We start from the raw sequence: 14,434 nt of genomic DNA on the forward strand, positions 1-14,434 counted from the left end.
TACGTGATCAATGGCGGCACAGCTTAGTGGCCGTCGTGGCGCCTGGTGCCGGCCGTGCCGGTCGCACACGACTCCCCCGCACTCACTCCCCCTGGACCGGAGCCGGCGGCGGCACCGGCGCCCCTGCCGGCGGGGGCACCTTGGCGTACCCGCCGCCGATCGTGGCGGCCTCAGCGCGCGGTGCGGGCACCGTCGTGCCGCCGGCGCCCTCGGAGGGCAGCACCGCGTCACGCGCCGTGCCCGGGTCCCAGCCGGTGAGCACGACGCGCTTTTGGACCACGATCGCTGCGCCCAGCACCACCGCGCCGACCAGCAGCATCAGTACGGCTCCGGCAACGTCGCCGGCCTTGGCGGCGTTGCCGACGACGGCGCCGAACCAGCCGAAGTCGGCGTCGCCGAAGGTGGTGTTGGCCTTGCCGAAGTCGCCGAGGACCTTCAGCAGCAGGGCGGGCAGGAAGGTGATCAGCACGCCGTTGACGAAGGAGCCCACGGCGGCGCCGCGCCGGCCACCGGTCGCGTTCCCGTACACGCCCGCGGCGCCACCGGTGAAGAAGTGCGGCACGAGACCGGGCAGCACCAGGGCGAGTCCGAACGCCGGGTGGAAGATCCAACCGAGCAGCCCCAGGCTGACCAGACCGCCGGCGAAGCTGCACAGGAAGCCGATGAGGACGGCGTTCTGCGCGTAGGGGAAGACGATCGGTGCGTCCAGGGCGGGCACCGCGCCCGGCACCAGTCGCTCCGCGATGCCCCGGAAGGCCGGCACCAGCTCCGCGAGGATGGTGCGCACACCGAAGAGGATCACGGCGACCGCGATGCCGAACTGCAACCCCTGCATCAGCGACTGCATCACGTAGTTCCCGACGCCGGTCGCCGCGCCGCTGCCGTTGCTCGCGAACGCCTTGAACGCCTCGGCCCTGCCGACCTTGCCGAGGTAGACCAGCGCCATGATCACGTACAGCAGCACCATGGACAGCGCCGTGGCGACCATGGAGTCCCGCAGGAAGCGCAGGCCCTCGGGCAGCTTCATGTCCTCGGTGCTCCGGCTGCGCCTGCCCACCAGCCGGCCGGTGGCACCCGCCGCGATGTAGCCGGCGCTGCCGAAGTGGCCGATGGCGATGGTGTCGTTGCCGGTGACCCGCTTGGTCCAGGGGTGCGCGAAGGCAGGCATCGCCACCAGCATGATGCCGAGCAGCGCGCCCCCGACGACCACCACGAGCCAGGACGGCTGCCCCGCGCTGGCCAGCACCATCGTCAGCAGGGTCGCCATGAACAGCATGTGGTGCCCGGTGAGGAAGACGTAGCGCAGCGGCGTGAAGCGCGCCAACGCCAGGCTGACGGCGAAGCCTAGGATCATCAACCACGCCACCCGGGCCCCGTACTGCTGCTGCGCGATGCCGACGATGGCCTCGTTGGTCGGGATCACGCCGTGCGCGCCGGTGGCGCCCTGGATCATCACGCCGAGCGGCGCCAGGGAGCCGGTGACGAGCGTCGCCCCGGCGTTGATCAGCAGGAACCCGAGCGTCGCCTTGATCCCGCCGCCGACCACCTGCCCCGCGGACCGGCGCAGCGCCAGCAGTCCGGCCGCCGTGATCAGTCCCACCAGGTAGGGCGGCTGGCTGAGGATGTCGTTGACGAGGAACTTGGCGAGGGCGACGAGCCAGTCCATGAGTGTGATAGCCCCTCAGACGTCGTAGGTGTCCCGCAGGACGCGGTCTGCCTCGGTGGTGCTGGTGAAGTCCGTCACCACCTTGACGGGCACGCCGACGTCCCCCAGCGTTCTGGCGATCTCCCCGGAGGTCATGATGGCGACGGCCTCGGACGCCTTGCCGCGGGCCGAGACGGTGTCGGTGGCCTCCACGGTGACGTACCGGGACCAGCCCCAACGCTCGAGCACCTGCTCCAGCGTGTTCTTCAGGAACAGGCTGGTGCCCAGGCCGTTGCCGCACACCGTGATGATCTTGTGCGGCTCGGACCCGGCACCACCGGCGGACCGCCGCCCCGCCCCCGTGTCCCTGCTCGCCGGGGGCACGCTCTCCCCGGCGCCGCCCTCCCGGGCCGCGCCACGCGCCGCCCCCTCCGGCGCGGCGGTGCCGGACGTGCTGCCGGTCGCCGCGCCGAGTACGGCGCGCAGTGCCGCGGGGGTGGACGCGTCCCGCAGCGCCTGCGCCATGCCGGGGTCGGCGAGCAGTCTCGCCAGGGAAGCCATGGCTGCGGTGTGCTCGCTCGCGTCCCGCGCGGCGAGGGCCACCACCAGGTCCACCGGGTCGTTGGTCTCGTGACCGAACTCCACGGGTGCCGCGAGGCGCACCCAGGACATGCCGGTGCGCAGCACCGCGGGAGACGGCCGGGCGTGCGCGAAGGCGAAGCCGGGCGCCAGGACGATGTACGGCCCGTTCTCCGTCACGTTGCCGATCATCTCCGCCGTGTACGCGTCCGTACAGGTCCCGGCGGCGACCATCAGCTCGCCGGCAACGGTGATCGCCTGCCGCCAGTCGTCCACCGCCGCGTCGAGGCGCACGGCGTCGGCCGGAAGCAGCTCAGTCAGCTCTGCCATGCGGGGGATCTTTCCACGGACCGGCCGCCCGGCCCACCCCCTGTGCGCCTCCCACCTGCGGGATCGTCCGGTACAAAGCGCCACACGCGGCACGCTTCGCCGAGCGGGGCGCGGCAGGGTCACCAGGCGACCGGCAGCTCCCGCGGGCCGCGGATGAAGCCCTTGCTCTGGAACGTGATCTCCTCGGCCGGCACGGCGAGCCTGAGCCGCGGGAACCGCTCGAGCAGTGCGGCGAGCATCACCTCCGACTCCATGCGGGCCATCATCGCGCCCATGCAGTGGTGCGGGCCGTGCCCGAACGACAGATGGGCGACGCCCGCACGGTCGAAGTCGAGCGCGTCCGGGTCGGCGAAGACCTCGGGGTCGCGGTTGGCGGCGAGATAGGACGCGTAGACCGCCTCGCCGGCGCGGATGCGCACGCCGCCCACCTCGACGTCCTCGGTGGCGATGCGGGGCAGGCCCACGCCGTTCCGGTGCGGGATGTGCCGCAGCAGCTCGTCGACGGCGGCCGGCAGCAGGGCCGGTTCCGTGCGCAGCCGGTCCAGCTGCTCGGGGTGCGTGAGCAGCATGTAGACCATGTTGGCGCTGTTGTAGCGCACCGCGTGCGCCCCGCTGACGAGGATGGCGGTGGCCAACGAGACCGCCTCCGCCTCGTTGATGTCGCCGGCCTGCCAGGCCTGCGCCAGCACCGCTGCCAGGTCGTCAGCCTCGCTGTCGAACCTGCTGCGCAGCAGGTCGGTGATGTAGGCGGTGACCTCCCCCTTGGCGGCGTTGCTCGCCGCCGCGCCACGCCCGGTCGAGAGGATCACGTCGGGCCAGGCGCTCACCCGCACGCGCTCCCGCTCGTCGATGCCGAGCAGGTCGCAGACCACGGACAGCGGCAGCGGGCCGTGCAGGTGCGTCATGAGGTCGGCCGGCGAGCCCTGTTCGGCCATGGTGTCGAGCAGCTCGCCGACGGTCTGCTGCGCCATCGGGCGCAGCCGCTTCATGTGCTGCCCGGTGAAGGCCTTGTTCACGATCTTGCGCAGCTTGGTGTGGTAGGGCGGGTCGGCGTAGTTGAGCCCGGCCGGCGAGGCGACACGATGGCCGGACATGGCCGTCACGGTCGCGTCGACGAGGGCGGTGCGGCTGAACCGGGGGTCGGAGGTGACGAACTTGACGTCCTGGTAGCGGGTGACCACCCACGCGTCGTGGTCCGTGGAGAAGGGCAGCCTGATGCGCGCCACGGGCTCGTCGCGCAGCAGTTCGTGCAGGAGCGGGTCGAACTGGAGCGCGGGCAGGTCGTCGACGGCCCAGGCCCGTGCGGAGTCCCGGCCGCCGGCGGCCGGGGCGGCCGGTGACGTGGCGGGGGCTGCGGGCGCGGTGGAGTCGGGCGGGGTGCCGGCGGGCGACGCGGCGGAGGCCGGCCCCGGCCGGGCGGGCTGGGTCGGCTGGGTGGTCATGGGATACGCCTCCCGGTGCTGCTCCCGCGGCCACGGTGCCGGCCGCCGTCGTGAAGGGCACGGCCGACGGACCGCACCCCGTGTCCGGTATGCCTTCCCTGACCACGCACGCGCCGAGCGCCAGGGCGCCCCCTGCCGCCCGAACGGAGCACCCCGGACCACGCCCACCCGGCGCCGCGCACCGGCCAGGCATGATGGTGGCCCGGCGCGCGTGGCTGGCCCGGCGGTACCGTGCGCTGGCGGGCGGTGCCCGCCGTGACGGCCCGGGGCGTACGCCGGGCGCGAGGTGTGCCAGGCGACCGAGCAGGAGAGGCGTGCAGGTGAGTGACCTACTGGGAGTGGCCGTCCTCGGGGCGGGCCACATGGGTGCCGACCACATCCGGCGCATCGACCAGAGCATCAGCGGAGCCCGGATCGTGGCGGCGGCCGACCCGGACGCCGGGCGGGTCGAGGCCGCGGCGGCCGGGATCAGGGGAGCGTCGCTGCACACCGATCCGCTGGCGGCACTGGACGTACCCGGCGTCGAGGCGGTCCTGATCGCCTCCCCCGGTCCGTCCCACGAGGAGGCGCTCCTCGCGGCCTTCGAACGCGGGCTGCCGGTGCTGTGCGAGAAGCCGATGACCCCGGACACCGCGGGTGCGCTGCGGGTGATGGCGGCCGAAGCCAAGGTGGGCCGGCGCCTGGTGCAGGTCGGGTTCATGCGCCGCTACGACGCCGAGTACCTGCGTCTGAAGGCACTGCTGGACGCCGGGCGGCTGGGCCGGGTGCTGATGCTGCACTGCACGCACCGCAACGTGTCCTCGCCGGCCGGGTTCACCTCGGCGATGATGATCGACAGTTCCGTCTCGCACGAGATCGACGCGAGCCGTTGGTTGCTCGGCCAGGAGATCACCGCGGTCTCGGTCCTGCGGCCGCAGCCCTCTTCGGGTGCTCCCGAGGGACTGCTCGATCCACAGCTGGTGCTCTTCGAGACGTCCGGGGGTGCCGTGGTGGACGTGGAGATCTTCGTCAACTGCGGCTTCGGCTACCAGGTGCGGTGCGAGGCGGTCGGCGAGACGGGCAGTGCCCGCATCGGTGATGCGCGCACCATGGTGGTGGAGACCGAGGGCAGCACGCGGGAGGAGATCCCGCAGGACTATCTGGTGCGGTTCGTGGACGCCTACGACCGCGAGGTTCAGGCCTGGGTGGACGCCGCCCGCAAGGGGATCGTGACGGGCCCCAGCGCGTGGGACGGATATGCCACGGCCGCGGTGGCGCAGGCCGGTGTACGCGCCCAGCGAGACGGCGCCCGGGTCGCCGTCCACCTGGAGGAACGGCCCGCCCTGTATTGCTGACGGCGGCCTGGGCACGCCACTATCCGGGACTCTGGCATATGCCGAATGCACCTCGGAAGTGGATTGTGCCAAAGCCCTTACGCGGCGTCCGGGGCTGTGCCAGAGTCATCCTCAGCCCTTCTCGCCGTACTCGTGGTGCCGGACGCAGTTCATGGCCGGACGGCCGGCATCCCAGCGGTGTCCCGGAGGGGTCGAGTCCCTGTTCGGCGCTGGCGAGAGCACGGCTTCGTGAGAGCGGGGCCGAGTGACGTCGGTGATCTGCGCGCCGGCCGCCGCGTGCGAGCGAGACCCGTGACTCGCTCAGCGTCGGTGGTGCGCGCAGGACCGTGCGCGGGCTCGCGGTCGAGCCGCAGGAAGCCGTGCCATCTCTGTGACTGGTTTCCCGCGGCTCCCGCGCATGCCCCCGAGCCCGCCCCGTCGCTCCTGGGCGAGTGGGGCGAGGATGACGCGGTGGTGGCCGCTTGCCGCGCGGTCAGGCCCGGGCGGTGTCCCGGGGCTTGTCCACGGTGACCCGTGCCGATGGCTTCGGCAGGGCGTGCTCGATCTCCTCCCGCAGGTCGTCGATCTTCGAGTAGCCGGCGTACCGCCCGGTCAGGCGGTACATCTCACGCAGCCGGTCCCAGGTGCGCGACGAGGAGTTGGAACCCATCGACACCAGGGCGAGCCGCGCGTAGGCGTCCGCCTGCTCGGGGTCGTCGGCGATGAAGCAGGACGAGGCGAGGGTGAGGTAGTCGAAGATCTGCGAACGCTGCCGTCCCTTGCTCCGCAGGTCCAGGGCCAGTTGGGCGTGGTGCTGCGCGGTGCCGGCTGCCGCCGGCTCGTGCTCGGCGAGGGTGCGGTAGGCGAGGGCCTGCATGCCGTGCAGGTCCGCCTCGTCGAACATCTGCATCCAACTCGGCGGCGGCCCCTCGCCCTTGTCGGAGACGAAGAGCTGCTCCGCCACGCCGAGGGTGCGCCGCATGGCCTGGCCGTGTCCCATCGAGGCCTGGGCCCAGGCCTCGATGGTGCAGAGCATGGCCTTGGTGCGCGGCAGGGTCTCCTCGCCGGAGCCGGAGGTGGCGAGCTTCATCAGGTCCAGGGCGTCGTCGGGCTGGCCGAGGTGCACCATCTGGCGGGCGGCCCGGGACAGCGCCTCGCCCGCCCTGGGCCGGTCGCCCCCCTCGCGGGCGGCGTGTGCGGCGATGATGAAGTACTTCTGGGCCGTGGGTTCGAGACCGACGTCGTGCGACATCCAGCCGGCGAGCACGGCGAGGTTGGCGGCGACGCCCCAGAGCCGCCGCTGGAGGTGGTCGGGGTGGCGGTAGGCGAGCATGCCGCCGACCTCGTTGAGCTGGCCGACCACCGCCTTGCGTTGCAGTCCGCCGCCGCGAGCCGCGTCCCAGGCGCGGAACACCTCGACGGAGCGTTCCAGTTCCTCGATTTCCTGGGACCCGATCGGGGCGGCCTCGTAGCGGTCGAGGCCGGCGGGGTCGGCGTGTAGGGGATCGGTGTGGAGAGGGGAGTCGGATTGCGGGGAGCGGGGGGCATCGGCCGCGAGGGCCGGGTCGGTGTGCAGCCAGTCATGCATCGCGCTGCTGAGTACTGATCCTGCGGTGAGCGCGGCACCCGCGCCCACCAAGCCGCGTCGGTTGAGCATGAGGTCCATTCCCGTGAATTCGGTGAGGACCGCAGCTGTCCGCTCGGGCGGCCACGGCAGTGGGTCGGGATGCTCTTCACCCCCGTCGTCACGCCGTTTCGAGGCGCGCCCGTGTCGGACCAGACCGAGGTCCTCGATGGTCACGACACGGCCGAGTTGCTCGGTGAACAGGATCGCCAACACCCGCGGTACCGGATCGCGCGGGATCTCTCCCATGTCGATCCAACGCCGCACCCGCGAGGTGTCGGTGGCCAGCTGAGGGTGGCCCATGGCGGCCGCCTGCCGGTTCACCAGTCTCGCGAGTTCACCCTTCGACCAACCGGCGAGACCGAACAGGTCCGCCAGGCGGGTGTTGGGTTGTCCGCTCACGTCAAGCCCCCAGGTTCTCGGCTGCCTCGACAGTAGCCCGCTGGCAGTTGCTGAGCGACTATTCGCCAGGGTTCGCCAGGCCCCGCCACATGGTGTGCCAGTGGGCACGGGGTGTCAGGTAGGAGAGCGCCGCCTGGGCCCGGTGGCCGGGCCGCACTCCCCAGGGTGCCGCCGACGCCGCCGGGGCCGGGTGACGCGAGGGAATTCGCAGGCACACGAAGGGATCTGTTTCGCCCATGTACGCAGCATCGTCCTCCGTGTCCGCCCCACCCCGGCCGCCGCACCTGCTCCCCCGGCCGCCCCGGACCCGGGAGAACCCCGCGCCGGCGGGCGGCGGTGTCGCTTCCGTCGACCGTCCCGGCCGGCTGCTCCCCGCCCAGTCGCGCCGGCCCGTCAGGACCGGCCCTTCCCCGCTGAGCGGACGCCTGGACCTGTCGGGGCCGCAGGGCGCCCAACTACGCACCTCCATTGCCGCGGTGCAGCGGATCTGCCCCGAGTTCAGCCCCGTCCAGTTGCTGCGCCGCAGCTCGCGCTCGGTGCTGCTGATCGGCAGCGTCGGCCGGGTCACCGCCGTCGCCAAGTGCTTACTCGACCAGTCCCCCGCCTGGAAGGAGCGCTACGAGCACGAAATAGCTGTCTACCGTTCCTTCGTGCGCAACCGCCCGCCCGTGCGGGTGCCCCGGCTGATCGCCGCCGACCCCGCGGGCGGCACGCTGGTGATCGAGCGCGTGCCGGGACGCACCGCCGCCCTGCAACGGCATCCGGCACCCGTGCCGGCCCGCAGCGAGCTACGGGCCGCCTTGAGCGCCGTGCACCGGCTGGGCCAGTGGCAGCCTCCGGAGGGCGTCTTCGGCTGCCCCCTGGACTACGGCACGCGGATCTCCCGCTATCACGAACTCGGCCTGCTCACCGACCGTGACCTCGGCGATCTTCAGAAGCTGCTGCACGGCATCGCCCACACCACGGGCCGCCGCTCGGTGTTGCAGTTCAGCCACGGCGACGCGCTGCTGTCGAACGTGTTGCTGAGCCCGTCAGGACCGGTCCTGGTCGACTGGGAGCACGCCGGCTGGTACCTGCCCGGCTACGACCTGGCGACGCTGTGGACGGTGCTCGGCGACTCCCCCGAGGCACGCCGGCAGATCTCCCAGCTCGCCCAGCTGGCCGGCCCCGTCGCGCGCGATGCGTTCCTGGTGAACCTGATGCTGGTGCTGACCCGCGAGATCCGGACGTACGAGACGGCGGTGCAACGTTCGCTGCGCGAGGGCGCCACGCCGCCGCCGGGTCCGGCGGGCGCCTACGCCCCGGCACCGTCCTGCGAGGAGCAGCGCCTACTGCTGCGGCGACTGCACGACGACTGCATGCTGGCCCGGCGCGCGGTACGGGCGGCGGTCGGCACGCGCTGACGGGTACCCGGGGCGCAGGGCCCCGGTCCCGCATCCGAACCCACCCGCCCCCGCCAAACAGCCCTCTGAGCACACGCGTGGAGACACACACGCGAACATGCACGGGAACACGCACGCGAACACGCAATCGAAACAGCCCCTTGGGACGGTGCCCACCAACCGTCCCGTAGGGGCTGTTCCCGTCCCACCCCCTCCGTCGCACCCACGCCCCGGCGAGAGCTCTTCGACCCCGATGGAGGGCCAACCATTGGTCCACGCCACTGACGCGTCGCAGGCGGTGTCGCCGCCAGTGCGCGCCCCGTCCTTCAGTGCCCGCCCGCCCTCTCTGACGTGGGGATATCGCATGTCCTGAGGTCGCGCATCCCGTGTCCGGAGCGTGATTGACGGATGCTCGCCCAGCGGATACGACTGACGCACGTCCCGGCCCGAACGCCGCTGCGCACCTGATTCACGTCCCAGGAGGCTGCATTGCGAAGAACCGCCCCCGACCAGAAGTCGGCCGCGCACAGACACCTGCCCAAGAGCGGGCTGCTCGCCTCGGCCGCCCTGCTGCTGCCGCTGCTCGGTGCCGCCCCCTCCAGCGGAGCCGAAGTGCCCGGGTACGCCCGGTTGCAGGGCACCTTCGCGGCGGCGGCCGCCGAGTCCCACGTTCCGCAGAGCGTGCTGCTGGGCGTGGCGTACCTACAGTCGCGCTGGGACGCGCACCCGGGGACGCCGAGCGTGTCCGGCGGCTACGGCCCCATGCACCTGACCGACGCGCGCACCGCGCTCGCCACCGCGGGGCAGCACCACAGCCAGGGTGGCGAGGATCCGCGCGGCGACGCCGCCCGGGCCACGCTCACCCCGCATCCGGCCCCGGTGCCCAAGTCCACCGAGCTGCCGGCCCGGTTGACGACCCTGGAGCACGCGGCCCGGCTCACCGGGATCCCGGCCCGGCAGCTGCGCACCGACCCCGCGGCGAACGTACGCGGTGGCGCCGCCCTGCTGGCCGACGCGCAGCGGCGGCTCGGCAAGTCGCTCAGCGACGACCCCGCCGACTGGTACGGCGCCGTGGCGCGCTTCTCCGGCGCCGATGACTCCGCCACGGCCGCCGGCTATGCCGACGACGTCTTCGCAGTGATCCGGGACGGCGCGCACCGCACCACCGACACCGGCCAGCGGATCACCCTCACGGCCGACCCCGGGCTCGCACCCGATGCCCGGCAGGTGACGGCGATGGGGCTGCGCAAGGCGAAGACGGACGGCACCGAGTGCCCGAAGACGGTGGCGTGCGAATGGGTGCCCGCGCCCTACGCGGAGTTCGGCGACGGCGACTACGGCAACCACGACCTGGCCGACCGTCCGCACGACCAGCACGTCGACGCGATCGTCATCCACGACACCGAGGGCTCGTGGGACGTCTCGCTGAAACTGGTGCAGGACCCGACGTACCTGGGCTGGCACTACACGGTGCGCTCCACGGACGGGCACATCGCCGAGCACATGCAGACCAAGGACGTCGGCTGGCAGGCCGGCAACTGGTACGTCAACGCGCACTCCATCGGCATCGAGCACGAGGGCTTCCTCACCGACCCGGACGCCTGGTACACGGAGGAGATGTACCGGGCGTCGGCACGGCTCGTGGCGTACCTGGCGGACAAGTACGACCTGCCGCTGGACCGGCAGCACATCCTGGGGCACGACACGGTGCCGGCCACCACAGGTTCCGGCATCCCGGCCATGCACACCGACCCCGGCCCGTACTGGGACTGGGCGCACTACTTCGAGCTGCTGGGCAAGCCCCTGCGCGCGACGGCGCCCAACGGTTCCGGTGTGGTCACCATCCGCCCGGACTACGCCACCAACCAGCCGGCGTACACCGGCTGCACCACGGCCGGCGAGCCGTGCGCGGCGCACGGCTCCAGTGAGGTCCGGCTGCACACCGAGCCGAGCGACGACGCACCGCTGCTCAAGGACATCGGACTGCGCCCCGGTGGCGAGGACTCGACGATCGACGTGAACGACATGGGCTCGCGCGCGTCCACCGGTCAGAGTTACGCGGTGGCCGACCGGAAGGGCGACTGGACGGCGATCTGGTTCCTCGGCCAGAAGGCATGGTTCAAGAACCCGGCGAAGCACCCGGCCGCGGTGCCCACCACCGGCGTGCTGGTGACACCGAAGGCCGGCAAGAGCGAGGTGCCGGTGTACGGGCGGGCGTACCCGGAGGCGTCGGCCTATCCGGCGGACGTACCGGTGCAGGCGGTCTCCCCGATGCCGTACAAGCTGCTCGCCGGTCAGAAGTACGTGGTGGGCAACAAGGTGACCAGTGAGTACTACTACGCGGTGACCTTCGACACCGCCTCCCACAAGGTGGTGCGCGGCACGGACGTGTACTACGAGATCCAGTTCGCGCACCGCGTGGAGTACGTGCGGGCCGCCGACGTGGATGTGGTGCACGCCGGCCGGTGACACGGAGCGCGAAGGGGGCCCGGGTCGTGCGACCCGGGCCCCCTTCGCGTCTGCTGTCTCGTGTCTCCCGTGCCCCCGCAGCGATCGCGAGGCCCCGTCAGTCCCCGTCAGTCCCCGTCCTGGGCGCTGAAGACCCGGCGGGTGCCCGCCTCGGCCCGGTACGTGACCTCGCCACCGGGGACGAGGTCGCTGCGCACGGTGAGGTCCCGGGTCTGGCCGGCGGTCACCGCGATGCGGGTGGCACGACCGGCCGACCAGTCGATGTCCACCGTCGCGCCACCACGGGCCCGCAGCCCGCGCGCCGAGCCGTCGGACCAGGCGGCGGGCAGCGCGGGCAGTACCTCGATGGCGTCGAACTGGCTCTGCAACAGCATCTCCAGCACTCCGGAGGTGGCGCCGAAGTTGCCGTCGATCTGGAACGGCGGGTGGGTGTCGAAGAGGTTGGGCAGCGTCGAGGCCTTCAGCTGCTCGGAGAGCATCAGGTGCGCGTGGTCGCCGTCCCGCAGCCGTGCCCAGAAGTTGACCTTCCAGGCCTTGGACCAGCCGGTTCCGCCGTCGCCACGCGCGGTGAGTGACACCTTCGCCGCCTCGGCCCAGGTACTGCCGGGGACGATCTGCCGGCCCGGGTGCAGGGCGTACAGGTGGGAGACGTGCCGGTGGTCGTCGGTCGGGGAGTCCAGGTCGGCCTTCCACTCCTGGAGCTGGCCCCAGGAGCCGATCCGCAGGCCCGGATCGAGTGACTTCAGGGCCTGTTCGAGTTCGGCGCGGAAGGCGGGCGAGTCGCCCAGCGTCCGGGCGGCCTCCAGGGTGTTGGTGAACAGGTCATGGATGATCTGCTGGGACATCGAGGCACCGGCGCTGAAGTCGCCGTGTTCCGGCGAATAGCTGGGGGACGCGACCAGGGTGCCGTCGCGCGGGTCGGTGTGCAGGTTGTCCAGCCAGAACTCGGCGGCCTCCTTCATCACCGGGTACGCCGTGGTGCGCAGGAACCGGGTGGAGCCGCCGAAGCGGTAGTGCTCGTAGAGCTGTGCGGTGAGCCAGGCCGCGGCCTCCGGGAACCAGAACGCGGTGGGCCAGTCGTGCACGCCGGTGAAGCCGAACGGATTGGTCTCGTCGTGCACCACCCAGCCGCGGGAGCCGAACATCTCCCGCGCGGTGACCCGCCCCGGCTCCCGCATCGCGGCCACGTAGCGGTGGAAGGGCTCGGTGGTTTCGGGGAGCGCCGCCGCTTCGGCGGGCCAGTAGTTCATTTGCAGGTTGATGTTGACGTGGTAGTCGGCCGACCACGGCGGCTCGGTGCTGTCGTTCCACACGCCCTGGAGGTTGGCGGGGAGCGATCCGGGGCGTGAGGAGGCGATCAGCAGATAGCGCCCGTACTGGAAGTACAGCGCCTCCAGCGCCCGGTCGGCCGCGTCGTCGCCGGTGCCGGCCCCGTACTGGGCGAGCAGCCGGTCGGTGGGCAGGTCGGCGGGGGCGCGCTGCCCGATGTCGAGCGTGACGCGGCCGAACAGTGCCGCATGGTCGGCGACATGGCGTGCGCGCAGCTCCGGATGGGTGCGCCGGGCGGCTGCGTCGACGGTGCGGGTGACGGTGGCGTGCGGGTCGTCGCCGCGGTAGTGCGGGTAGGCGTCGGCGTAGTCCGTGCCGGCGGCGAGCACGAAGTGGGCCTCGTCCGCGCCGGTGAGCGTGAGCGCGCCGTCGGCCGCCGTCAGCGTGCCGCCCTGGTGTCGCAGGCGCAGCTGGGCCTCGAAGCGCATGCCGTTGTCGGCGAGCGTCCCGCGCACGGTGATCCGGTCGCCTTCGGCGGTGGCGGTGAAGTCGTCGCGCGGCGAGGAGTAGCGGAGCGTGCAGGAGACGGCGCCGGACCGGTCGGCGGCGAGCCGTCCGACGATCACCGCGTCGGGGCAGCTGGCGAAGAACTCCCGCTCGTGCCGCACGCCCTGGTCCTGGTCGGTGTAGGCGACCGTGGCGATGCCGGTGGCCAGGTGGAGGGAGCGGCGGTAGTCCGCCGGGGTGGTGGCCGGGGCCCCGGGGACGTCGAGGAGGAGGTCGCCGAAGGTCTGGTGGGCGCCGTAGCCGTGTCTGGCCTGGCCGAGCTGGGCGACGGTCTCCTCGGGGGTGAGGGTGGTGTGCTCGTCGAGCTGCTGCTGCACCGCGGCGACGGCGTCCGGGCGTGGCTCGCGCCAGTTTCCGAAGTCGTAGCCGTCCGCGGCGCCCGGGCCGCCGGTCCACAGCGTCTTCTCGTTGAACTGGAGGTGTTCCGTGGCGAGGGTGCCGAAGATCATCGCACCCAGCGCGCCGTTGCCCACCGGCAAGGCCTCGGTCTCCCAGTCGGCCGCGGGCGTCGCGTACCACAGGGTCAGGTCATCGGAGGTGTGAGGCGTGGGTGTGGCCGCCGACGCCTCGTTTTCGGCGCCGACCACACCCAAGGCGAGGGCGCCTGCACTGCCAACAGCGGACATCATGGTCGTTCTTCGCGTCAGGCCATGAGACATGTGTCCCGACGCTAGAGGTCCGATCTTAATTCGGCAAGAGACATGACAAAGGAACGCCGGGGAAGCACCGTGCGGCCCGCCGTACGGTGTCCGGGCGGGGCAGCCCTGGACCTGCTGGGAGAACTTCGGGCTCAGCCCTGCCGGAAGAGTTCGGCAGGAAGCGGCTTCAGCAGGGCGTAGAGGTCGTCCGTGATGGGCCGGTCCCAGGCGGCGATGGTGACCAGCACGGCGTCGCTGCGGTCGAACTGCACACAGGAGATACGGCTCTCCGAGAGCTTGATGCGCCGGACGACCAGGAGGTTGTCGCCCTGCATCACGGGGATGTCCTCGGAGCCGATGACGGTGACGTCCTCGTCGTTCTCCAGCGCGAGCAGGAGCTGTTCCACCTCGAAGGGGATCTCGCCGTTGTCGATCTCGATGTCGCGGGCCGGGGAGCCCTCCGGGAGATTGCCGATGATCATCGCGGGTCCGCGCCCGCCGAAGAGGTCGTAGCGCAGGAAGACGCCCTGGCAGCTGCCGTCGGGAGCGGGCAGCAGCCCCGCGCCGAGATTGCCCGGCCAGTCCCCGGGGTCCATGGCCAGGACGTCGAAGTCCGGGCCCGCGGGCGTGGCGGGGTTGCGGCGGCGGAGGAACGACATGCGGACATGGTACGTGGCCCGGGGTGCCTTTTGACGCGTCGGTGGCTCCTTGTGCTGGTGGCCGACCCGCTCGTGTCGGACGGCCGGGCCGCTTCTGCCACGTGACCGGTCTGTT

Annotated in this window: 9 protein-coding genes; 3 read left to right on the top strand and 6 right to left on the bottom strand. The window is 72.1% G+C overall.

The features are described 5' to 3' along the window. Positions 1-82: 82 nt before the first annotated feature. The 3 genes from ulaA to NQO67_RS05670 all read right to left on the bottom strand — a co-directional run bounded on the left by ulaA (position 83) and on the right by NQO67_RS05670 (position 3,996). Positions 83-1,666, bottom strand: a complete 1,584-nt coding sequence (gene ulaA, locus NQO67_RS05660) for a PTS ascorbate transporter subunit IIC (RefSeq protein WP_255947415.1) — start codon at positions 1,664-1,666, stop codon at positions 83-85. Between the two features lie 15 nt (positions 1,667-1,681). Next, complete coding sequence (locus NQO67_RS05665) at positions 1,682-2,554, bottom strand: PTS sugar transporter subunit IIAB (RefSeq protein WP_255947417.1); 873 nt, start codon at positions 2,552-2,554, stop codon at positions 1,682-1,684. Between the two features lie 119 nt (positions 2,555-2,673). Further along, positions 2,674-3,996, bottom strand: coding sequence for a cytochrome P450 (locus NQO67_RS05670; RefSeq protein ID WP_255947424.1), 1,323 nt, complete (start codon positions 3,994-3,996; stop codon positions 2,674-2,676). Positions 3,997-4,316: 320 nt separating this feature from the next. Here NQO67_RS05670 and NQO67_RS05675 point away from each other — a divergent pair, with 320 nt between their 5' ends. Beyond that, positions 4,317-5,330, top strand: a complete 1,014-nt coding sequence (locus NQO67_RS05675) for a Gfo/Idh/MocA family protein (RefSeq protein ID WP_255947426.1) — start codon at positions 4,317-4,319, stop codon at positions 5,328-5,330. 472 nt (positions 5,331-5,802) lie between these two features. Here the strand turns inward: NQO67_RS05675 and NQO67_RS05680 are convergent, their stop codons facing one another. After that, a complete protein-coding gene (locus tag NQO67_RS05680) occupies positions 5,803-7,335 on the bottom strand; it encodes a DNA-binding protein NsdB (protein WP_255947428.1) in 1,533 nt (510 codons plus the stop codon). A gap of 236 nt (positions 7,336-7,571) precedes the next feature. Here NQO67_RS05680 and NQO67_RS05685 point away from each other — a divergent pair, with 236 nt between their 5' ends. After that, positions 7,572-8,738 (top strand): aminoglycoside phosphotransferase family protein, encoded by a 1,167-nt coding sequence (locus NQO67_RS05685; protein ID WP_255947430.1) that lies wholly within the window; start codon positions 7,572-7,574, stop codon positions 8,736-8,738. Between the two features lie 468 nt (positions 8,739-9,206). Next, positions 9,207-11,186, top strand: coding sequence for an N-acetylmuramoyl-L-alanine amidase (locus tag NQO67_RS05690; protein ID WP_255947432.1), 1,980 nt, complete (start codon positions 9,207-9,209; stop codon positions 11,184-11,186). A gap of 107 nt (positions 11,187-11,293) precedes the next feature. Here NQO67_RS05690 and NQO67_RS05695 read toward each other — a convergent pair whose 3' ends face one another. Next, a complete protein-coding gene (locus NQO67_RS05695) occupies positions 11,294-13,651 on the bottom strand; it encodes a glycoside hydrolase family 95 protein (protein ID WP_255947434.1) in 2,358 nt (785 codons plus the stop codon). Positions 13,652-13,812: 161 nt separating this feature from the next. Beyond that, positions 13,813-14,319: a hypothetical protein gene (locus tag NQO67_RS05700; protein ID WP_255947436.1), complete on the bottom strand. Its 507-nt coding sequence runs from the start codon at positions 14,317-14,319 to the stop codon at positions 13,813-13,815. Positions 14,320-14,434: the final 115 nt, after the last annotated feature.

The organism is Streptomyces odontomachi (genome assembly GCF_024435355.1).
Lineage (GTDB): Bacteria > Actinomycetota > Actinomycetes > Streptomycetales > Streptomycetaceae > Streptomyces > Streptomyces odontomachi.